The organism is Bradyrhizobium sp. BR14999 (assembly GCF_056106085.1).
Genome location: NZ_CM148536.1, coordinates 5561219 through 5581587, shown reverse-complemented (window position 1 = coordinate 5581587; position 20369 = coordinate 5561219). Strand labels below are relative to the sequence as shown.

Below are 20369 nucleotides of genomic sequence, written 5' to 3'. Positions count from 1 at the left end.
ATGGCAGGGCAGGTTGAGGGCAAGATCGCGCTGGTGACGGGCGGTGCCTCCGGCATCGGTGAGGCCATCGTCGAGCTGTTCGCGCGCGAGGGCGCCACCGTTATTGCAACCGACATCGACGAGCTGCGCGGCCCCGAGCTCGCCAGGCGCATCACCAAGGCCGGAGGCAAGGCAATTTTCCTGGAGCAGGATGTCACCAGCGAGGAACGCTGGATCGAGGTCGTCGCCGAGGTCGGAAAGCGCTATGGCCGGCTCGACGTCATGGTCTCCAATGCCGGCATCGGCATTTCCGTGCCCTCGATCGTCGACATGACGCTGGCCGATTGGCGCAAGCAGAACGCAATCAACCTCGATGGTGTGTTCCTCTCGGTCAAGCACTGCCTGCCTTTGATGCGCAAGACCGGTGGAGGCTCGATCGTGATGATGTCGTCACTGGCGGGCCTGCGCGGTGCACCCGGGCTGTCGGCCTATTCGGCCACAAAGGGCGGCGTGCGGCTGTTTGCGAAATCGATCGCGATGGAGTGCGCGGCGGCCGGCGACGGCATCCGCGTCAACTCGGTGCATCCCGGCATCATCGACACGCCGATCTGGGGCAAGATCCCGACCGGCGCGACCGGCGCCGGCCAGAACGCGCCGATCGATCCGGAGGAGCGCGCCAAGGCCGTCACGCCGCTGGGCCGTGCCGGCCAGGCGGCGGAGATCGCCTCTGGCGTGCTGTATCTGGCCTCCGATGCCTCGCGTTATGTCACCGGCAGCGAACTCGTCATCGATGGCGGCATGAATGCCGGCGGCGTGCCGCGGCGCGCTTGAGCTGCGCAGGGCAGGGTGGCACTCGCAGGGGCTGACGCGCAGGCGCAGCCCCTGTACAACGCGGGCAGCTCCCGACCGACAGAGGTGCCCTTCGCCATGGCGCATAGCCTTCACGCTTCCTCATCCGCGCCCCATCGTTCGAACCGGCCGGACCTCGCCACCGATGCGATCCGCACTGCGCGCGAGGATCTTGCCGCCTGCTTCCGCATGGCCGCGCGCAACGGTTTTGAGGAAGGCATCTGCAATCACTTCTCGGCCGTGGTGCCGGGGCATGACGATCTCTTCCTGGTCAACCCTTATGGCTACGCCTTCCGCGAGCTGACCGCGTCAAAGCTGCTGATCTGCGACTTCCACGGCAACGTGCTCGACGGCGAGGGCGTGCCCGAGGCGACCGCCTTCTACATCCATGCCGAGATGCACAAGCGCCTGCCGCGCGCCAAGGTCGCCTTCCACACCCACATGCCCTATGCGACGGCGCTATCGATGACCGAGGGCGAGCCCCTGATCTGGGCTGGCCAGACCGCCCTGAAATTCTACGGCCGCACCGCGGTCGACCGCGACTATAACGGCCTCGCGCTCGACAACCGCGAAGGCGCGCGCATCGCGTCCGCCGTCGGCGATGCCGATATCGTCTTCATGAAGCATCACGGCGTGATGGTGCTGGCCCCGACCATCGCTGAAGCCTGGGACGATCTTTATTACCTCGAACGCGCCGCCGAGGTGCAGGTGCTGGCGATGTCGACCGGACGAAAGGTGCTGCCGGTCGATCCCGCGGTTGCGGCCGAAACCTACAGGCAGATGCGCGAAGGCGATACCGAATCCGCGCGACTGCATCTCGCCGCCATCCGCCGCCAACTCGACGCGGAAGAGCCGCAGTACCGGCACTGAGGTGGCCTACGACCCCTGCCGCAGCTTCGCCAGAACCTTCAGCCCGCCGTATCCGTCCGCGGGTGAGATTCCCGCGCGCTGCTGAAAATCCTTGACCGCTTTCATCGTGTCGTTGCCGACGCGGCCGTCGGTGCCCCCGGTGTCGAAGCCGGCCTTGGTCAGGCGCGTCTGCATCTCCTGCACCTCGGCGAGCGTCAGCGCGCGCTCGGAGCCTGGGAAGGGCTGGATGAAGGGAGGCGCGCCAAGGCAGCGGTCGCCGAGATGGCAGATCGCCAGCGCGTAGTTCATCGAGGGATTGTAGCTCTTCACCGAGTAGAAATTCGGTCCGAGCAGAAAGCTCGGCCCGCCCGTGACAGGCGTCCACAGCTGCGCGGTTGCGTTCGGCTGCGGGAATGGCTGGCCATCGGCACGGGTGACGCCGGCCGACGCCCAGGCGGCGTAGGTGCGGCTACCGCTCATGTTGCCGGGCGCGCGCACCTCATAGCCCCAATGCTCGCCCCGATGCCACTTGCCGCGATTGACGAGATACTTCGCGGTCGAGCCGAGTGCGTCATCGGGCTTGCCGAAGGGTGAGACCTTGCCGTCGCCGTCATAGTCGATGCCGACATTGAGCCAGACTTCCGGCATCCATTGCGAATGGCCCATTGCACCGGCCCAGGATCCCTGCATCTGCTCCGGCGTGCTCCAGCCCTTGTCGACGATGCGCAGCGCGTTGATCAGCTCGGTCTCCCAATAGGCCTTGCGCCGCGGCTCGTTCCAGGCGAGCGCGGCGAGCGAGGGAAACACCGGCGTCATATGGTTCTGCTGCACCAGCGGATCGCCATAGGCGGACTCGACGCCCCACAAAGCCAGCGGCGTGCCGCGCTCGACGCCGAAATCGCGCTCGATGCGCGCAAACAACGCTTCGTTGTTCTTCAGCGCGATCTTGCCGTTGATGATGCGCCAATCGGAGACGCGGCGGTTGATGTATTGCCAGACCTGCTCGTGGAATTCGGGCTGGTTGCGCATTTGCTTGAACACGCTCATGTCCGGCTCGACCCGCGCCATCGCGCGCTGCCAAGTCGCGGCCGAAATGCCCTTGGCCATCGCCCGTGCGCGAAAGGCTTCGCGCCATTCGTCGAAGCCTGGAGGCGCGGCGAGGACGCGTTTCGGGAGTGCAAGCAACGCCGCTGCAGCGAACGTCGAGTGGAGAAGTGCGCGGCGCGTTGGATGGGATGAGGAATCAGCGTGCGTCATGAGCACATTCTAGCCCGAAACATGGCACGTGTGAGTCGGTTCCTGGCGCCTGATTTCCGCGCGGCCGGATCAGCCGTTCCGTCGGAACAAACTGTCGCAGTCCTGCATTCCCCCACGACGATGAGGAGGAGAAGATGAGGAAATATCCGGCCGCCATAGCAATCGGGGTGGAATGAAGATTCACGCACATGCGGAAAGCCATGTCGTCGAGCTCGACGACGGATCGCAATGGCAGATCTTTCCCGGCGATCTCGCGACCACGCTGAGCTGGAAGCCCGAAACCGATCTGCACCTGGAGCCTAGCCGCGACCGGGTGAGTTCGCACGTGCTGGTCAATGCCGCGGACCGAACGCGCGTGCGGGTGATTGCCGCAGGCGAGGCCTGGCCCGACGGCGAGGTCAAGAATGCGTTGAAGGGCGGCTAGTCCTCCTGCAACTCGGCCGCGATGCCGGCGAGCCAGCGCCGGATCGTGGTTTCCGCCTTGCCATCCAAACCCAGAGCAAGGCGCTTCTCGAGCGCGATCACCCGCTCGCGGCACGCCTTCAGCAGCGTCGCGCCGCGCGGCGTCAGCGTCCATTGCTGAATGCGGCCGTGGACCGGATGCGGCGTCATCGCGATTGCGCCGTCGCGTTCGAGGTTGCGAATGATGACGCCGACGGTCTGGGGGGTCAGGAAGGTGAGGCGGGCGACGTCGGCGCCGGACAGGCCGGGATAGGCGTTGAGCATGGTCAGCACCGCGAATTGCGGCGAGGTCACGCCGAGATCGGCGAGGGTGCGCTCCATTTTCAGCCGGACCGCGGCGTGAGCCTGGCGCAGCAGATAGCCGAGATAGCCTTGCTCGCCGCGTTTGCCTTCGCCGGGCGCAGGAATACGCACGGCGCCGTCGTCGGCGGGCGCCGTGCGCGCGGTTTTCGATCTTGTGATGGCAGCGGTCTTGCGTGGCATATCAGAGCTCTTATACGATATAAGTACACTTACAATGGTACGAGGTGAACCGCAATGTCACACGCCCGCAGCGAATACGAGGATTTCAAGCGCCTGGCGCCCGACGTCTATGATGTGGTGCTGGCGCTCGGTCAGCTTGCCGCCAAGGCCGGCCTCGACAAGCAACTCATCGAGCTCGTCAAGCTGCGCGCCTCGCAGATCAACGGCTGTGCCTTCTGCTTGCAGCATCACGTCCTGCTGTCGGAACGGATCGGCGTTCCCGTCGACAAGCTCCATCTGGTTGCGGTCTGGCGCGAGGCGCCGATCTTTTCCGCGCGCGAGCGCGCGGCGCTGGCCTGGGCGGAGGCGTTGACGCTGCTACCCGGTGGCGTCAGCGAGGAGATCTATTCGGAGGCAACGCGCGAGTTCTCCGAAACCGAGCTGACCTACCTGACCTCGGCGGTCGCCTCGATCAACGTCTGGAACCGGTTTGGTGCGGCCTATCGCTGGACGCCGGCAAAGCGGCCGGCGGCGGCGAATGCTGCAGCGTCCTGATCAAGCTGAGGGGAGGTCACGATGACAGCGATGAGTTTTTCCGCCGTGCAGCGTCCGACGCCCTCACGTTCGACGGCGCTCGCGATCATGGCGGGGCTTGCCTGCGCGCTTGAGATCGGCAAGGCGCTGCCGGTGACGATCGACAGTGTATCAGGCGCGCTGGCGCCGCTCTGCGCCACCGCTGCGGAGAGTTCGCCGCTCGACAAGGTCGAGCCGATCGGCTCCTACGCGCTACCGAACGTCCCTGGCAAGCGCGTCACCATCGTGCGCGTATCCTACGGTCCGGGCGGTTTCTCGCGGCCACATCGTCACGCAGGCTCGGTGACGGCCTACATCACCAAGGGCGAGATCCGTTCGCAGCTCGGCGGCGGCCCGGTCGAGACGTTTGGTGTCGGCCAGTCCTTCTTCGAGCCGCCCGGTTCGACGCATCTGGTGTCGGCCAATGCCAGTGCGATGGAGCCGGCGGAGTTGATCGCCGTGTTCGTGGCGGATGAGGGTGCGCAGCTGACAACGTATTTGGAGTAGTGCCTCAACGTCGTCCCGGCCCCCCGCACGTAATTGCGCGCTAGGCCGGGACGACACCGAATGTGTGATGAGAGCAATCCGTTTGCACGAGCAGCTCAATTCTCCTCGCCGCTCGATCCCTCGCGCAGGTCCGGCTTGATCACGTCCTCCGGCAGCGCGTGTGCAACGGGCAGCGGAGCGCCCGCGATCTCCGGACCGACCTCGCGGCCGCGGGCGTGGATCAGGCGCTCATAGGCCGAGACCAGCGTGATGTAGGGGCTGACCCAGATCCAGCCGTCGCGGGTGAATACCTGCACATCGAAGTGCAGATGCATCGAGGTGCCAGCGGGATGGTCGAGATAGTTCGAGACCACGCCGATCTTCTCGCCTTCGCTGACGATGCGGCCGTTGACGAGGCCATCGGCGTTCATCGCCTGCGGATTCATGTGCATGTAGCGGAAGCGGATGTGTTCGGTCCGGCTGTTGACTTGCAGCGTCGCGGCCTGGTCCTTGGCGGCGCGGATCACGATCGCGTCGCGCACGGCGACGACACCGCGCTGCTTCGGATCGCAGGGCTCGCGGCCTTCTCCGGGCGGCGGGCAATCGGCGGCGCGAATGTCCTCGCCCTGGTGGCCGTATCCGCCGGCGCACTGCCAGACCTCGAAGCTGCGGGACTCGCAGAAATTGTCGCGCCAGGGATAGACGGTCGGGTCGTCGCTCTTGTCACGCTTGCGGTAGGATTGCGAGCGCACGAAGGCCGGCGTCTTTTCGAGCGGAAAGCGGATCTGCGCATAGGCCATCACGTCGGGATGGCCGCCTTGCTTGCGATAACCCGTATTCGGGATGATGTCGCCGCTCGGCCGGTAGCTGAAATCCGGCGAACGCGCGGCAGGACGATCCAGGATGTTGGAGGCAACGTCCATCAGAGGCCGCATCCGTTGCCCGCCGGCGACCCGCAGCGCCTTCAGGAAGCGTTCTGCGACCGGATAGGCTTCCTTGCAGGCGAGCCGCCGCGGTTTTGCGACGCTGTCGAGGCACTGGACCGACACCACATAGGCGACACCGAAACGCGCGAAGGCGTAACGCACATAGCCTTCCCTGATGAACCTGCGCAGGTCCGGATAAAGCGTTGTGAGAGGTTTGATCAGCTCGCCCTTGCCGCCTGAGGGATCGGCGATGTCATAGACGAGCGCCGATCCCGTGATCTGCACCTCGACCGGCCTTGCAAACACCCGGCTCGGCATGCCGTCGCCGGCGCCAGGTTCGAACGAGAAGGTCGCGCTGTAGCCGGCGGGACCGGCGTCGAACATGTCGACGGGATTGAAGTCAGCCTGGTAGCGCGACAGCGCTGTTGTAGCCGGCGCACCGTTGCGCTGCGCCTCGAGGTAGGCGGCGGCGTCGAACGGCAGCAGTACGGGCACGGGGCTGCGGGTGATGCCGGTGAAGAATTGCGAGGAGACCGCGTTGAGCTGCACCAGCGCCGGCATCGCGCGCGGATCAAAGCGCGGCACCGAACGGCGGGGTGCGAAAATGAAATCGTCCGCGATCCGGGGATGAGTGGTGATCTCCGAGCGGAGCTGGTCCAGCGCTGCGCGCCAATCGACGCGCAGGGCCGTGAGCGAGGAGCTGCGAAATTCATCCGCAGCCAGCGGGGTGGAAATGAGGAGCGAAAGCGACGCCAGAAGTTGCGAGACAAAGCGGAAACCGTTCCCAACCACTGTCTCGCCCCCCGGCAGCACCTGTTGCGATCGCTCTGTTCCCCGTTAGTCCTTGGCGCGCTCGGCGTAGGAGCCGTCTTCGGTCATCACCACGACGCGGGTGCCGACCGTGATGTGCGGCGGCACGGTGGTGCGCACGCCGTTGGAGAGGACCGCAGGCTTGTAGGAGGAGGAGGCGGTCTGGCCCTTGGTCACGGGCTCGGTGTCGACCACTTCCAGCGTCACGCGCTGCGGCAGCGCGATCGACACCGGGTTGGTGTCGTGCATGGACAGCTTGACCGTCATGCTCTCCTGAAGATACGCAGCGGCGTCGCCGACGACGTCCTTGGAGACCTGGACCTGGTCGTAGGTCTCCGGGTTCATGAAGTGGTAGCCGTCACCGTCCTCATAGAGGTAGGTGTAGTTGCGCTCTTCGATCGTGGCCTTTTCGACCTGGTCGGTGGTCTTGTAGCGCTCGGAGATCTTTACCCCGTCCGAGATTCGGCGCATTTCGATCTGGCTGACCGGGGTTCCCTTGCCGGGATGGATGTTCTCGGCGCTCACGACGACATAAAGCTTGCCGTCTTGCTCGATCACGTTGCCCTTGCGAATAGAACTGGCGATGACTCTCAAAGCTGTATTTCCTGCTTGCTTGGCCCGGCACCGGCCAGGACGTGGTCAAATCGATGGGGGACTTGGGGCCTCAAATCAGACCTCGGCGCCCGTTTCGGGCCGCAACATACTGATTTTGCCGTTGGATGCCAGCATTTTGCTGTTCCGAGGGGCGATCCGTTAATGGCTGGGGACAAGCCGATCTCGCCGTTCTGGTCGCCCGAGCGGCACCTCGACCGGCGGCCGTTCCTCCAGGCCAGGGGGGCCATTACCGGGGCTCTGCGGGGATTTTTCACCGAGCAGGGCTTCGTCGAGGTCGAAACCTCCGTGCTCCAAGTCTCCCCCGGCAATGAGACCCATCTGCACGCCCCCCGGACGGAGATCATGCGGCCGGACGGCAGCCGTGCCAACCGCTACTTGCGAACCTCGCCGGAATTCGCCTGCAAGAAGCTGCTGGCGGCGGGTGAGACGCGGATTTTCGAGTTTGCCCGGGTGTTCCGGGACCGCGAGCGCGGCGACCTGCATCTACCCGAATTCACCATGCTGGAATGGTACCGGGCAGGCGCCCCGTATGACGCGATCATGGCCGATTGCGTCGTCATCATCGCCCGGGCGGCGCAGGCGACCGGCATCGGAACCTTCTCGTTCCGGGGCCGGACCGCCGATCCCTTCGCCGAGCCGGAGCTTGTGACGGTCGCCGGCGCCTTCGAGCGCTTCGCCGGCATCGACCTGCTGTCGACAATCTCGGGCGGCGAGGGTAACCGCGCCGCACTTGCCGTGGCCGCCGGCGGGAAGGTCCGTGTGGCCGAGGATGACACCTGGTCCGACATCTTCAGCAAGGTTCTGGTCGAGCATGTCGAGCCGCATCTGGGGCAGGGCCGTTTGACCATTCTGTTCGAATACCCATCTCCAGAGGCGGCGCTGGCACGGGTGAAGGCGGACGATCCCAGGGTCGCCGAGCGGTTCGAGGTGTATGCCTGCGGCGTCGAGCTCGCCAACGGTTTTGGCGAACTCACCGACGCCGAGGAGCAGCGCAAGCGCTTCACGGAATCGATGGCGGAGAAGCAGCGCCGCTACGGCGAGGCCTATCCTCTGGACGAGGACTTTCTGGCCGCAGTCGCCGCAATGCCGGAGGCGAGCGGCGTCGCGCTCGGTTTCGACCGGCTGGTCATGCTGGCGAGTGGCGCATCGCGAATTGATCAGGTGGTCTGGACACCGCCTGCAAATGAAACGCTAAGTGAGACATGAGGACGACAAACCTTGCACGCACCTTGCGCGAGCCGGCCGAGCTCGTCGCCGAAGGTCTGGCGCCCGCAGCGACGCTGCCTGCGCTCGAACGCGTTGCTGCGCGCTATGCGGTGGCGATCACGCCGGCGCTGGTCGATTTGATCGACACCGCCGATCCCGAGGATCCCATCGCACGGCAGTTCGTTCCGACCGCAGCCGAGCTGGACGCGCAGCCGGGCGAAAACGCCGACCCGATCGGCGATCATCCGCACTCGCCGGTTCCCGGAATCGTGCACCGCTATCCCGATCGCGTGCTGTTCAAGCTCGTTCACGTCTGTGCGGTCTATTGCCGCTTCTGCTTCCGCCGCGAGATGGTCGGGCCCGGCAAGGAGAACGCACTCTCGGACAGCGCCTATCGTGCGGCGATCGACTACATCCGCGCGCATCGCGAAATCTGGGAGGTGATCCTGACCGGTGGCGATCCCCTGATGCTGTCGCCGCGCCGCATGAGCGAGATCATGGCCGATCTGGCCGCGATCGATCACGTCAAGATCATCCGTCTTCACACCCGCGTGCCCGTGGCCGATCCCGTGCGCATCAGCGACGAGATGATCGCCGCGCTCAAGGTCGAGGGAGCGACCACCTGGGTCGCGTTGCACGCCAACCATGCGCGGGAACTGACCACTACGGCGCGTGCCGCCTGCGCGCGGCTCGTCGACGCCGGCATTCCCATGGTGAGCCAGTCCGTGCTTTTGCGCGGTGTCAACGACAACATCACCGCTCTGTCGGATTTGATGCGAGCTTTCGTCGAATGCCGGATCAAGCCCTATTACCTGCATCACGGCGATCTCGCACCGGGCACTGCGCATCTGCGAACGACGCTGGCGCAGGGACAGGAGTTGATGCGGCAGTTGCGCGGGCGGGTGTCAGGGTTGTGTCAGCCTGACTATGTCATCGATATTCCCGGCGGCGCCGGCAAGTCGCCGGTCGGACCGAATTATGTGTCGGTGGCACAAAATACCGCAGGTGATGCGCGTGAAGCGGGAGCCGAAACGCGCTATCGTATCGTGGACTATTGCGGCGACGTTCATCTCTATCCGCCCGAAACCTGAGCGGTGTTGGAGCGTGCGCCGGTTGAGAATGGAGAAGCGGACATGAAAAAGATCATGGTGGCAGCATCGCTCGTGGTCTTGCTCGGGGGCGGGGCGGTTGCACAGACCGGCGGCTCCAAAGGATCGACATCGGGCGGCGCGACCCCTGGAACGGTGTTGCCGGCCCCCGTCGGTCACCGCCAGCCGCGCGCGGCCGATGTGCCGAGCGAGAAGAATCTGAGCAATCCGAACACTCCCGCGAACAAGGAAGACGCTGAGCTAGATCGCAAGATCAAGAGCATCTGCCGCGGCTGCTGATCTCTTTCACCTCTCCCGAAGGGAGAGGTGAGGAACTGAGCAAGCGACTGACACTTCGCCTCGTCACGCCTCAGGCCGATCGTTCGTGCAGCCCTGCGCGCTGGGTGTTGCGCCGGATCTCGACCGCGTCGGCGAGCTGCTCGAGCACAGCCGCCGTCGTCGCCCAGTCGATACAGCCGTCGGTGATGCTCTGGCCATAGGTGAGCGGCTTGCCCGGCACCACGTCCTGACGGCCGGCGACGAGATTGCTCTCGATCATCACGCCCATGATGCGGTTCTCGCCGCCTGAGATCTGGCCGGCAATATCGGTCATCACCAGCGGCTGGTTCTCCGACTTCTTGCTCGAATTGGCGTGGCTCGCATCGACCATCACGAGCGGCGCGACGCCCGATTTGGTCAGCTCGTTGCAGGCGGCCGCGACGCTTGCCGCGTCATAGTTCGGCTTGCTGCCGCCGCGCAGGATGATGTGGCAGTCCTCGTTGCCTGCGGTCGAGGCGATCGCCGAACGGCCGAGCTTGGTCACCGCCATGAAATGATGCGGATGCGAGGCCGACTTCACCGCGTCCGCCGCGATCCGCACGTTGCCGTCGGTGCCGTTCTTGAAGCCGACCGGGCAGGACAGTCCCGACGCCAGCTCGCGATGGATCTGGCTCTCGGTCGTACGCGCGCCGATCGCAGCCCATGACACGAGGTCGGCGATGTATTGCGGCGTCGTCATGTCCAGGAATTCGGTGCCGGCGGGCAGGCCGAGATTGTTCACCGCCGACAGCACGTTGCGCGCCAGCCGCAGGCCCTTGTTGATGTCGAAGCTGCCGTCGAGATCGGGATCGTTGATCAGGCCCTTCCAGCCGACCGTGGTGCGGGGCTTCTCGAAATAGACCCGCATCACGATCTCGAGCTGGTCGGCGAGGTCCTCGCGCAAATGTGCGAGGCGTTCGGCGTAGTCGAGCGCGGCCTTGGGATCATGCACCGAGCACGGGCCAACCACGACCAGCAGGCGGTCGTCCTGGCCGTTGAGGATCGCATGGATGGCGTTACGCGCCGCCATCACCACACGCGTCGCGGTGAGCGTGCGGGGGACTTCCCGCATCACCTCTTCCGGCGTGTTCAGCTCTTTCAGTTCACGGATACGAAGATCGTCGGTCGTGCTCAGCACGGCGGGCTCCTGTTTGTTTAGAACCTGCCGGCCAATAAAAAAGCCGCCAGGTCTGGCGGCTTGTTCGGACGTTTGCTGCAATGTGTCAGATTGAGCGCGATCCTCCCGCCGCCAGCGAGCTGTCGTAGCTAAAGTACCAAAAATAGCTGGTGGCGACGGTGATCATGGCAGGCCATATAGCGCGCCGTTGGCGGGTTGTCACCCCCCAAACGGCACAAGATGCGACGAGGCGTCTCAAGTGTTGCTCTTGCGTGCTGCCAGCGCCATGCCGATCAGGGTGGCGCCGCCGAACAGCAGGTTGATACCGACGAGGACGCCGATCGCCCATTCCGCCGAGCTCGGGAGGCCGGCGATCACCATGAAGGAGATCGCGATGTCGACGAAGCCCGCGATCAGGAGCCACGACCAGCGGCTGCTCAGCTCGCGGCGGTGCTCCAGCGCATACATGATGGTGGCGACGCCTTCGGCGAGAAAGTAGGCACCGAGCACGATGGTTAGCGTCAGCACCGCTTGGATCGGCCGGGCCAGCAGAATTCCGCCGGCGAGCACCGCCAGCGCGGCGGAGATCAGCGACCACCAGAAGCCGGGCGTGCTGCGCGCCCAATAGGTCACGATCAATCCGCCGATGCCGCTGATCAGGAACATCCAGCCGAGGAAGATCGCGGTCGCAAGGCTCGCGAGCGGCGGCAGGATCAGCGCGGCAATGCCGAGAACGGCGAGCAGGATGCCTTCGAACAGAAAGGCCCTCCAATGCGCCTTGACCGCCTGGCTCATCGCGGATTGCATCCGTGAAAACTCCTCGGGCGATGTCATCGGCAGGCTCCAGAGCGAGAGGACTGGGTTCAATCTAGTATGCGCGCGGCGCGCTCGCCATCCCGCAAGCTCACCCGCCGCCGGGCGCCGATGAAAAACCTTCCGCGCTGGTGCGGATGCGGTTGCGGCCGAGAATGTAGATTGCGGTCGTGGCAATCAGAAGTGCAAGACCGAGCAGGATCGAGACGAAGCCGATCGGGATCAGGGCCAGCGTCAGATTGCGCTCGGGATTAATCAGCCAGTGATGGATCGAGGTCAGCACGAAGGCGAGGCCGAGAAAGCCGATGCCGCCGCCGGCAAGCAGCAGCGCCCACATCCGGCGCAGCTGGCTGAGCCGCTCCCGCGCAATATCTGTCCGGGGCGCATGGTGGCGCGCGACCCGCCGGACCAGACGGATGGCGAAGGCGATCGAGCTGAAGCCGATCAACAGGCTGGCCGCGCCGAGCCACATCCGGAGCGTGGGGTCCAGATCCGGCATGCGCTGGAGGGTCAGCAGCGGGAAATCGAACGCCGAATGCAACGCGAGCGGGCCCGCGAAGATCAGCAGGCGGCTCGACAGGCGGGCCCAGTCGCGATTGTGGCGGTTGGCGCCCAGCGCCGTGCCGGCCCGGGCGATGGTGAGGTACGCGCCCGCGATGATGCCGAGCGCGCCATGGAAGGGCACCGTCAGCACGCTGCGCAGGGCGGCCAGCGAGCGCCACATCTCGGCATGCTGCACGAGGTAGGCGAGGTTCTCATAAGCGGCAAAGCCGAGGCCGACCGCGGCGCCATAGACCACGGTGTCCATCGGATTGGCGAAAGTCCGCCGCTTGGTCGAGGAGACCACCACGATGGCGATCACCTTGACGGCTTCCTCGGGCAGCGCGACGCCGAAGACCGAATGCATGGCGAGCGCGGCCCAGGGGTCGGCGGGCGCTGCGATCATCCTGGAGAAGGGGGCGCGGACAAGGCCCAGCAGCGAAATACTGGCCGCGCCGAGCAGGAAGGCGGTCCAGACCTGGGCGGGTGGCCCTGGGCGCTCCTCGGCGGCAATAACGAGCCACAGCATCAGCAGCGCCGGGGCAATGGCGGCAGTTCCGATGACGGTGGGTAATGATTCAATCAGGTACATCGGCGCCGAAAATAGGTTCCCTTGATCCGCTAATCTACGTCCACCGATGCGACCATGTGTCATGCGCCTGCTGTCGCTTCGCTTAACAAGCGCGACAGCCAGCGTTCATCGGGGCGGCTGGCGAACGTTAAAGACGAGGGCAATCAATTGCATGACAGAATCGGTTCGTCACCAATGGCAACGGTCGGGCGTCGTCATCTGGACTGATTGATAAGCCAGATGAAGGGAATGCGGAGGTTTCTTCGATTCACATGCACGCGTGGCCGCGAAGGCGACCATCGCCCCCGGCAACGGCGTTTCCCGCGTTCAGTGGGTGCTGAACGGCAGCGCGCTGGGGGCGATATCGAAGGCTCCGAGATGGAATTCGCCGCCGATGGGGGCGTCCGGCTCCGCCGGTTGCTCCAGCAGCGTGAACGCGGCCTGCGGATATTGCTTCCAGATCTCGAGATCGCCGGCGGTGATGGTGAGCCAGCCGAAGGTATACATGTAGCGTCCGGGCTCGGTGACCCGGCCGACCCTGTCCCAAGTGATCTTATCAACTGTGATCTTGTCGACTGCCATTCGGTCCCCCGATCGCAAGTCTGCAAAAGATGACATCAGGCGCGAGGCGCAGACCCGTAAAGCTGATCCCGCATTGGGGCCGCGATAGGGCAGCGATTTTTCTCAGGCCGACTGCAGCAACGGCGTGCGGACAATCAGCCGGACGAGGTCGTCCCGGGACTGCTTGTCGGCGAATTTGACCGCAAAGCCGTGGCCGAACTTACGGATCACGCGACCGACGCAGGCACCGACCGCAAGCGGGGTTCCGAGCGGCGGGTCGTATTCGCATGAGATCGCGACGCCGGCCGTGGAGACGTCGATGATGAAGCACGGATGGGTGCTGCCGTCGGCGAGCGTCAGGAACGTATGTGAGACCTGCGGAACGAAACGCGCATCGCGCCGCAGCTCCTGGACGCTGGCGTCCTTCTGCTTCTTCTCGAGCCAGGTCAGCTTTTCAGACATCCAGGCGCGCCGTGCCCGCGTCATGTCGAGCTCCATCAGGAAGCCCGACTTCAGCGTCGCGCTGATCGTGCACTGGAATTCGCCGAAATCCTCGAAGTAGGAGGTGACGCGCTCGCCGACTTTGCCGACGACAGGCACGTCCACGATCATGCGGAAGGGCGAAACGCGCTTGGTCCGGCAGGCGAAGCTGCGGAGCTTGCCCTCGCAATCATACCAGCGCGGCAGCGAGTAGCTGCCGCTCACGGTGACATCCACTGCACGCTGCCTGAGGAACTCTGCGACGGACATGAAGTGCCAATGATGTTGGGGGATTGCTTCCGTAGTTCCACGGTAGCAGTCAAATTCTAAGCAAATGATACCGGCACTCAGGAGCAGGGGTAAATTTCCGGTAAACGCGCGGATCGCGCCGATACGATAAGTCGCTGCGCAAATTCACAACGAAAAAGGGCGAGGTCGCGCACGCAGTGCGGAGCGCTATTTGACCTAGGGCTGGAACCTAATCCCGACATTAGGCGTTCGTTTCCGGGAATGAGCAGCGCCGTCGCCCCGGCGCAGCAAGCGCCGAGGCCGGGTGTTGAGCTTGCGCGGGGAGAACGCTCATGAGACTTACCCTTTCAGTCATCAAGGCTGACATTGGCTCCGTCGGCGGACATACGAAGCCGTCGACACGCATGATGGCGGCCGTCGAGGGCGAGGTCGCCAAGGCGATCTGCAATGGTCTGTTGATCGATGGTTTTGTCTGCCACACCGGCGACGACATTGCGATCATCATGACGCACACACGGGGCGAGGGGAGCTCCGAGATCCATCAATTCGCCTGGAAGGCGTTTCTCGCGGCCACTTCGGTTGCGAAGACTTCCGGTCTCTACGGCGCCGGCCAGGATCTCCTCGCAGATGCACCATCAGGAAACATTCGCGGTGCCGGGCCGGGCGTCGCCGAGCTCAGCTTCGACCACAGCCTCTCGAGTCCGAGACCCGCAGAGTCCTTCATGGTGTTCGCCGCCGACAAGTGCGGCCCCGGCGCCTACAACCTGCCGCTCTACCTCGCCTTCGCCGATCCCATGTATTGCGCTGGCCTGATGCTGCCGCCGATGATCAAGGGCTTCCGCTTCCATGTCATCGACATGGATCACACCGCTGGCGACAGCGTGATCGAACTCGACGCGCCCGCGGACAATTACCACATTGCCGCGCTGCTTCGCGACAACGAGCGCTTTGGCATTGACCGCATCGTTTCTCAAACCTATGGCGAGGTTGCCGCCGCCGTATCGGCGCAGCGTCTTCACGCGATCGCAGGCAAATACACCGGCAAGGATGATCCGGTCGCGATCATCAGGAACCAGGGAATTTTTCCCGCGCCCGAGGAAATCGTCTCTCCCTTCGCCAAGGCACACTTCGTGGGTGGCGATGCGCGCGGCTCGCATGTGATGCCGCTGATGCCCGTCCCGCTCAATACACCGGTGACTGGCATGTACTGCCTGCCGATCGTTTCCTGCGTCGGTTTTTCGATCGACAAGGAAGGCCGCTTTTCCGAGTCCTATACCGATTTCTTCGACAATCCGGCGTGGGACGAGGTACGCCGGCGCGCGCAAAGCAAGGCAATCGAGATGCGCAGCCAAGGCTGGTCCGGCGCTGCAATGCTGCCCTATTCCGAATTGGAGTATGGCGGCTTCCGCGACACCGTATCCGCACTCTTGAAGCGTTTCCGCCTGCGCGAGGAGCGCAAGCCGGAGGCGGCCGCGTAGAGAACGTGTGACGCAGGCGCTATTGCGACATGCCATACTGGGAGGTGGGGCGTGACGAGGAAACGTATCGGCATTCTCACCGGCGGCGGCGACGTCCCCGGTCTCAACGCAATCATCAAGACGGTGACCTATCGCGGGACCGAGGACGACATCGAGGTCATCGGCCTCCGCCGCGGCTGGGAGGCCCTCACACACCTGAACCTCGACGACCCCGCCAGCAAATCCCACTACCTCATCCCACTCAACCGCGAAAACACGCGCATCATCGATCGACGCGGCGGCACCGTGCTGCACTCGAGCCGCACCAATCCCTCCAAAATGAAAAAGCTGCCGGATCATCTGGCTGGCCAAGACATTCCAATGTCGGAGAGTACCAAGGGCGGCGTCGCAACCAAGAGCTGGGACGTCACGAGCCGGGTCCTGGCGAACCTGTCGGGGCTCGGCATCGAACACCTCATCGCCATCGGCGGTGACGACACGCTAAGTTATGCGGACAAGCTCAGCGGGCTCGGCGTGAAGATCATCGCCATCCCGAAGACGATGGACAACGACGTCCGCAACACCGAATATTGCATCGGCTTCTCGACCGCGATCACCCGCGCCAGCGATGCCGTCCAGCGCCAGCGCACCACTGTCGGCTCGCACGAGCGAATTGGTATTTTCCGCATCTTTGGCCGCGATGCCGGATTTACGGCACTCTACACTGCGTACGCGACCTCGATCCGATGCTTGATCCCGGAGTACAAAGTCAATCTCGACAAGCTGATCCGTTTGCTGCTCGAGGAGAAACGCGCCAACCCAAGCAACTACGCGCTGATCGTGCTGAGCGAAGGCGCCCAGTGGGAGGGCTACAAGATGCAGGAATACGGCGAACCGGACGCCTACGGTCATCGCAAAAGGAGGAACGTGGCCGAAGCCCTTGCCGACGAGATCAAGGAGCGCGCCGGCGAGGAGACCATCGTCTCTGATCTCACTTACGATCTGCGATCGGGCGATCCTGACTTCATCGACAAGCTCGTCGCCCTGACTTTCGGCAACATGGCCTATGATGCCATTCTGGAGGGCAAGTCCGGCCTCATGTCAGCACTGGTCGAGGGCCGCTATGACCTTGTGCCTATCCCTGACGCCAAGCTCGGGCCGCGCAAACTGGACGTCGCCAGTACATACAACACGGAGCGGTACCGTCCTCTCTATTCCAACAAGCGGGGGCTGCCGATCTTCCTCAACCGCGCGTCTTGAGCGGGGGTACTGGTTTGCCAAGCGTGAAAAAAGCGAAACCAAATCAAAGCCGTGCGGTATCCAGAGGAATTTAGGTCTTAAACTGCGCTCGCCGGGCCCCCCGCCGGGAACAACGCCGCATCATGGACCCAGTCGCATACAACTCCAAAGGGTGTTTACTGCCATTTCACAGTCTCGGTGGTAGCCTGACCGGTACAGAAGGGCTTCCGCACGTCAGATGCGATACGAACCGACCTTGGACGGCCTCCGCGCGATAGCCGTTCTGGCTGTTATCGCCTTTCATACCGGGCATTCATCGGGCCTCATGAGCGGCGGGTTTCTTGGAGTTGACGTCTTCTTTGTCTTGAGCGGCTTCTTGATCACTACTCTGTTGAGGGAAGAGAAGAAGACCACTGGCTCTATCGACATCTGGTCGTTCTACACTCGCCGGATGGCAAGACTGGCACCAGCGCTGCTGCTGTTTCTCTGCTTTTATCTGCTGTTCGAACCGCTCCTGACCCCGGACATTGGGATAACAGCGCACTTGAGAGACGTCATTCTAGCGGGCCTCTATTTATCGGATTATTCGAGGGCTTTTTGGAATGCCCCCGACATCCTTCGACACACATGGTCTCTTTCCGTAGAGCAGCACTTTTACGTGTTGTGGCCTTTGGTAATGTTGGGACTAGGGAAGGCGCGAAATCCAGAGCGGCTACTGGCGATCGCCCTTGCCGCAGCCTTCGCTTGGAAGGTCGCGGCGCTTGCGGCTGGTTCATTTGACGAGGCTTATTACCGGTTTGACACCCGGATTACTGGTCTGATGCTCGGATCATTGTTAGCATTTCGGCTTGAGCAGGCTTCATTGGATGACGTGCTTACTCCTCTCCTTTCGATCTACGCCGCTGGAATATTGTTGTTCGTGTTCGCAACAGCGAGCTTCGGAAGCGATAGGTCGCTGATATTCGGGGGGACAGCAGCAGAAATCTCTGCAGCGATCCTGATTGGAACTGTCGTTCGTCGCCGAGCGTCGGTCACTATTCTGAAATTGCTCGCTCACTGGGCAGCAGTGACCGTCGGAAGAATATCGTATGGAATGTATCTCTGGCATTTCCCGTTGGCATTGCTCTTGCGCGACAGGTTGGATTTCTTGCCAGCATTCTTGACGGTGACGATCTCTTCGATGCTCCTTGCAACGACTAGCTACTTTACCGTCGAAGCATTTTTCAGAAGATCTCGTCCCGTGATGGCGGTCCGCTGAAACCAGGTTTGCCGATGCTTAGCCCGACGGACTGCGACCCAATTGCCGCTCGCTACGCAGATCGCCCAGAGCTTGGTTCTGGATAGCCTTCCTGATGGGGCCATTAGCACCTTTGGCGCTCCTTGCTCTTGACCAAGCAAAGGGTCCCGCGCCAGCGAATTAGGACGTACAGCACAAGGCCAGGCGAGGAGGGTGGGTCGCGAACAAAAGTTGCAAACCGCCCCTTCCAGCCAAAAGCGCAAAATTTCGTAAGAAAATCAATAGCCGCTTTGGCGGGTGGCGCTCCCTAGCGGAATCGAACCGCTCTCTCCACCGTGAAAGGGTGGCGTCCTAACCGATAGACGAAGGGAGCAAACGCAGGGCCCCGCCGCTTTCCGCGGCACGGCCGCTGGCCGGCCGAACAGTGCCCGGCGGCTTGCAGCGGGCGAACGTATAGTGGCCTTTGCGCTCCCGGGCAAGCCGTTCGGGAACGGTCTTTTGCCCCGGTGGACAAGCGTCGGCCCCGGAATCATTCGGGGGCGAATTCAACGATTTCTTAGGGTTCCCTGGGTAGCGCTGGAGTAGGAGATTTTCCTATGCCACCGCCCAAGAAGCGCGCAGAGCGCAAGCTGCTGTCGCGGCACGCCTGGATCACGCTCGACGGCGGATTCGCGGCGCGGCATTGCCTGGTCCAGGACATCTCGGCGACGGGCGCGAAGATCACGATGGACGAGGATGCGAGCCAGCTTCCTGGCGTGATCCGGATGGCCTTTGCCCGCGATGCGCGCACCGGGCGGAGCTGCCAAGTGGTCTGGCGCCGCGGCAAGTCGGCCGGCATCAAGTTCCTCTGACATCGCGGTCCGCCAACCCGGATGGCGCGCGGGGCCGGTCCGGGCTACAAGGCGGCCATGCGCGCGCCGTTCCTTATCCTGATCTCGTTGCTGGCCACCTCCGCCACCGCGGCTGAGAGCCTGCGCCTACCGCCCGCCGAGCGGCCGCAGGCGGGCAAGGAGACCGGCAAGGCGCTGCCGCTGAAGGGCACGGCCGGCGCGGCGAAGGCAGGCTCCTGCGCCTCCTATGGCCCGCGCTTCGTCATGGTCGAGGGCACCGGGACCTGCGTCAAGATCGGCGGCTCGGTCAGCATCGACACCAGCATCCGGCGCTGAACGTCCATGGCGCCGGACCTGTTGCGGCTCGACATCCTCATCCCCGTACTGATGTATGGCGCGCTGTTGTTATGGGTCGGCCGCGGCCTCAGCTGGACCGCGCGGCTCGCCACCGCGGCGGTGACGCTGGTGCTGATCATCTGCGTGCTGCTGGTCGAGCGCGGCTGGCTCTAGAGCATTATCGGTTCTGATTGAATCAGAACCGAAGCTCAAGATTCTTGTTTTGACGCGTTTTCTTCACGCGAACCCGGTATCCACTTCGCTCGAAAACGCTCTAGCGCCACAACAAAATATGCGAAAACAACCCCATGCACAGTAGCCGTCAAGCGCTGCCGTGACGCCGGACGGTTGCGCCACAACGGCGATTCCTCCCGTGATCATCGCAGCTTACGCCGCGCCAGCGGTCACGACATCGGCGGTGCGACGAATTGTGCAAATCCAGGTCGTTTGCCGAGCTCGGCGAGCCAGCGGGTGAGGTGCGGCTGCGCCGGCCGGCTGATGCCTTCGACGCCGAGCCAGCGCCGCGCATAGGACCCGACCGCGATGTCGGCGAGCGTGAACGCATCGCCTTCTATGAAGCGGCGCGACGAGAGCAGGCGGTCGGCGATGGTCCAGACCTCGGCGGCGGCATCGGCATCGCGCTGCACCTGGATCATGTCGCGCTCGGCGGGCGTGGTGCGCACGATGCCCCAGAACACCGGGCGGTCGACCGGCTGCACCGTCGACAGCGTCCAGTCGAGCCAGCGGTCGACGCTGGCGCGCAGCTTCGGCGCCTCGGGGTAGATCGGCGTGCCGCGCCCATGCGCGAGGCAGAGATAGCGCATGATCGAATTGGATTCCCACAGCACGAACTCGCCCTCGACCAGTGTCGGGATCCGCGCGTTGGGATTCATCGACAGATACTCGGCCTCGCGAGTCTTGCCGTATTGCATGCCGGCGTCGATGCGCTCGTAAGCCAGACCGAGCTCGGTGAGGCACCAGAGCACCTTCTGCACGTTGACCGAGTTGGCGCGGCCCCAGATTGTCAGCTTGGTGTCAGGCACGAGGCGTCTCCCGCGG

24 protein-coding genes and 1 tRNA gene are annotated in these 20369 nt (G+C 63.8%); 14 read left to right on the top strand and 11 right to left on the bottom strand.

Features of this window, described 5'->3' with window-relative positions; all coding sequences use genetic code 11:
• Both ACR9YP_RS26120 and ACR9YP_RS26115 read left to right on the top strand, forming a co-directional pair.
• Nucleotides 1-810: an SDR family NAD(P)-dependent oxidoreductase gene (locus ACR9YP_RS26120; RefSeq protein ID WP_474217498.1), complete on the top strand. Its 810-nt coding sequence runs from the start codon at nucleotides 1-3 to the stop codon at nucleotides 808-810.
• Nucleotides 811-906: 96 nt separating this feature from the next.
• The gene (locus ACR9YP_RS26115; protein WP_164935127.1) at nucleotides 907-1698 is read left to right on the top strand and encodes an aldolase; all 792 of its coding nucleotides are present in this window, start codon (nucleotides 907-909) and stop codon (nucleotides 1696-1698) included.
• A gap of 6 nt (nucleotides 1699-1704) precedes the next feature.
• Here the strand turns inward: ACR9YP_RS26115 and ACR9YP_RS26110 are convergent, their stop codons facing one another.
• Complete coding sequence (locus tag ACR9YP_RS26110; protein ID WP_474217497.1) at nucleotides 1705-2934, bottom strand: lytic murein transglycosylase; 1230 nt, start codon at nucleotides 2932-2934, stop codon at nucleotides 1705-1707.
• Nucleotides 2935-3106: 172 nt separating this feature from the next.
• On the opposite strand from ACR9YP_RS26110, the gene ACR9YP_RS26105 reads away from it, so the two are divergent.
• Nucleotides 3107-3358: a hypothetical protein gene (locus tag ACR9YP_RS26105; protein WP_091887880.1), complete on the top strand. Its 252-nt coding sequence runs from the start codon at nucleotides 3107-3109 to the stop codon at nucleotides 3356-3358.
• Here ACR9YP_RS26105 and ACR9YP_RS26100 read toward each other — a convergent pair.
• Complete coding sequence (locus tag ACR9YP_RS26100) at nucleotides 3355-3879, bottom strand: MarR family winged helix-turn-helix transcriptional regulator (RefSeq protein WP_370987430.1); 525 nt, start codon at nucleotides 3877-3879, stop codon at nucleotides 3355-3357. The genes ACR9YP_RS26105 and ACR9YP_RS26100 overlap by 4 nt on opposite strands.
• 54 nt (nucleotides 3880-3933) lie before the next feature.
• Between ACR9YP_RS26100 and ACR9YP_RS26095 the strand changes: the two genes are divergently transcribed.
• Entirely contained in the window at nucleotides 3934-4413 is a 480-nt protein-coding gene (locus ACR9YP_RS26095; RefSeq protein WP_091887877.1) for a carboxymuconolactone decarboxylase family protein, read from the top strand.
• A gap of 21 nt (nucleotides 4414-4434) precedes the next feature.
• Complete coding sequence (locus tag ACR9YP_RS26090; protein ID WP_474217496.1) at nucleotides 4435-4938, top strand: cupin domain-containing protein; 504 nt, start codon at nucleotides 4435-4437, stop codon at nucleotides 4936-4938.
• Nucleotides 4939-5033: 95 nt separating this feature from the next.
• On the opposite strand, the gene ACR9YP_RS26085 is transcribed toward ACR9YP_RS26090, so the two are convergent.
• On the bottom strand, nucleotides 5034-6656 hold the full coding sequence (locus tag ACR9YP_RS26085; protein WP_474217495.1) for a M23 family peptidase: 1623 nt from the start codon (nucleotides 6654-6656) through the stop codon (nucleotides 5034-5036).
• Nucleotides 6657-6680: 24 nt separating this feature from the next.
• Entirely contained in the window at nucleotides 6681-7247 is a 567-nt protein-coding gene (gene efp / locus ACR9YP_RS26080) for an elongation factor P (protein WP_028177546.1), read from the bottom strand.
• A 162-nt stretch (nucleotides 7248-7409) separates the two neighbouring features.
• On the opposite strand from efp, the gene epmA reads away from it, so the two are divergent.
• Genes epmA through ACR9YP_RS26065 form a run of 3 tightly spaced genes read left to right on the top strand, consistent with a single transcriptional unit; the run spans nucleotide 7410 to nucleotide 9862 of the window.
• Nucleotides 7410-8474, top strand: a complete 1065-nt coding sequence (epmA, locus tag ACR9YP_RS26075; RefSeq protein ID WP_474217494.1) for an EF-P lysine aminoacylase EpmA — start codon at nucleotides 7410-7412, stop codon at nucleotides 8472-8474.
• On the top strand, nucleotides 8471-9565 hold the full coding sequence (locus ACR9YP_RS26070) for a lysine-2,3-aminomutase-like protein (protein ID WP_474217493.1): 1095 nt from the start codon (nucleotides 8471-8473) through the stop codon (nucleotides 9563-9565). The genes epmA and ACR9YP_RS26070 overlap by 4 nt, the downstream gene beginning before the upstream one ends.
• A 42-nt stretch (nucleotides 9566-9607) precedes the next feature.
• On the top strand, nucleotides 9608-9862 hold the full coding sequence (locus ACR9YP_RS26065; protein ID WP_128934044.1) for a hypothetical protein: 255 nt from the start codon (nucleotides 9608-9610) through the stop codon (nucleotides 9860-9862).
• 70 nt (nucleotides 9863-9932) lie between these two features.
• Here the strand turns inward: ACR9YP_RS26065 and ACR9YP_RS26060 are convergent, their stop codons facing one another.
• The 5 genes from ACR9YP_RS26060 to ACR9YP_RS26040 all read right to left on the bottom strand — a co-directional run bounded on the left by ACR9YP_RS26060 (nucleotide 9933) and on the right by ACR9YP_RS26040 (nucleotide 14232).
• Nucleotides 9933-11018, bottom strand: a complete 1086-nt coding sequence (locus tag ACR9YP_RS26060; protein ID WP_474217492.1) for a 3-deoxy-7-phosphoheptulonate synthase — start codon at nucleotides 11016-11018, stop codon at nucleotides 9933-9935.
• A 234-nt stretch (nucleotides 11019-11252) separates the two neighbouring features.
• The gene (locus ACR9YP_RS26055; RefSeq protein WP_474217491.1) at nucleotides 11253-11831 is read right to left on the bottom strand and encodes an HdeD family acid-resistance protein; all 579 of its coding nucleotides are present in this window, start codon (nucleotides 11829-11831) and stop codon (nucleotides 11253-11255) included.
• A gap of 70 nt (nucleotides 11832-11901) precedes the next feature.
• Nucleotides 11902-12942 (bottom strand): PrsW family glutamic-type intramembrane protease, encoded by a 1041-nt coding sequence (locus ACR9YP_RS26050; protein ID WP_474217490.1) that lies wholly within the window; start codon nucleotides 12940-12942, stop codon nucleotides 11902-11904.
• Between the two features lie 306 nt (nucleotides 12943-13248).
• Complete coding sequence (locus tag ACR9YP_RS26045; RefSeq protein ID WP_370987421.1) at nucleotides 13249-13503, bottom strand: hypothetical protein; 255 nt, start codon at nucleotides 13501-13503, stop codon at nucleotides 13249-13251.
• A gap of 102 nt (nucleotides 13504-13605) precedes the next feature.
• Complete coding sequence (locus ACR9YP_RS26040; protein ID WP_370987420.1) at nucleotides 13606-14232, bottom strand: PilZ domain-containing protein; 627 nt, start codon at nucleotides 14230-14232, stop codon at nucleotides 13606-13608.
• 311 nt (nucleotides 14233-14543) lie between these two features.
• Between ACR9YP_RS26040 and ACR9YP_RS26035 the strand changes: the two genes are divergently transcribed.
• The 3 genes from ACR9YP_RS26035 (at nucleotide 14544) to ACR9YP_RS26025 (ending at nucleotide 18165) form a co-directional block, all read left to right on the top strand.
• Nucleotides 14544-15689 (top strand): fructose 1,6-bisphosphatase, encoded by a 1146-nt coding sequence (locus ACR9YP_RS26035; protein ID WP_474217489.1) that lies wholly within the window; start codon nucleotides 14544-14546, stop codon nucleotides 15687-15689.
• Between the two features lie 51 nt (nucleotides 15690-15740).
• The gene (locus ACR9YP_RS26030; protein ID WP_474217488.1) at nucleotides 15741-16928 is read left to right on the top strand and encodes a 6-phosphofructokinase; all 1188 of its coding nucleotides are present in this window, start codon (nucleotides 15741-15743) and stop codon (nucleotides 16926-16928) included.
• 235 nt (nucleotides 16929-17163) lie between these two features.
• On the top strand, nucleotides 17164-18165 hold the full coding sequence (locus ACR9YP_RS26025) for an acyltransferase family protein (RefSeq protein WP_474217487.1): 1002 nt from the start codon (nucleotides 17164-17166) through the stop codon (nucleotides 18163-18165).
• A gap of 277 nt (nucleotides 18166-18442) precedes the next feature.
• On the opposite strand, the gene ACR9YP_RS26020 is transcribed toward ACR9YP_RS26025, so the two are convergent.
• Nucleotides 18443-18517, bottom strand: a tRNA-Glu gene (locus ACR9YP_RS26020).
• A 223-nt stretch (nucleotides 18518-18740) separates the two neighbouring features.
• On the opposite strand from ACR9YP_RS26020, the gene ACR9YP_RS26015 reads away from it, so the two are divergent.
• From ACR9YP_RS26015 to ACR9YP_RS26005, 3 genes are read left to right on the top strand one after another with little or no spacing between them, the layout of a single operon-like run.
• Nucleotides 18741-18995 carry a PilZ domain-containing protein gene (locus tag ACR9YP_RS26015; RefSeq protein ID WP_091887851.1) on the top strand — a complete coding sequence of 85 codons (255 nt, stop codon included), beginning with the start codon at nucleotides 18741-18743 and terminating at the stop codon, nucleotides 18993-18995.
• Between the two features lie 57 nt (nucleotides 18996-19052).
• Nucleotides 19053-19310, top strand: a complete 258-nt coding sequence (locus ACR9YP_RS26010; RefSeq protein ID WP_474217486.1) for a hypothetical protein — start codon at nucleotides 19053-19055, stop codon at nucleotides 19308-19310.
• A 6-nt stretch (nucleotides 19311-19316) separates the two neighbouring features.
• Nucleotides 19317-19484 (top strand): hypothetical protein, encoded by a 168-nt coding sequence (locus tag ACR9YP_RS26005; protein WP_370987417.1) that lies wholly within the window; start codon nucleotides 19317-19319, stop codon nucleotides 19482-19484.
• A gap of 230 nt (nucleotides 19485-19714) precedes the next feature.
• Here the strand turns inward: ACR9YP_RS26005 and ACR9YP_RS26000 are convergent, their stop codons facing one another.
• Nucleotides 19715-20353, bottom strand: a complete 639-nt coding sequence (locus ACR9YP_RS26000; RefSeq protein ID WP_438108536.1) for a glutathione S-transferase family protein — start codon at nucleotides 20351-20353, stop codon at nucleotides 19715-19717.
• Nucleotides 20354-20369 lie beyond the last annotated feature (16 nt).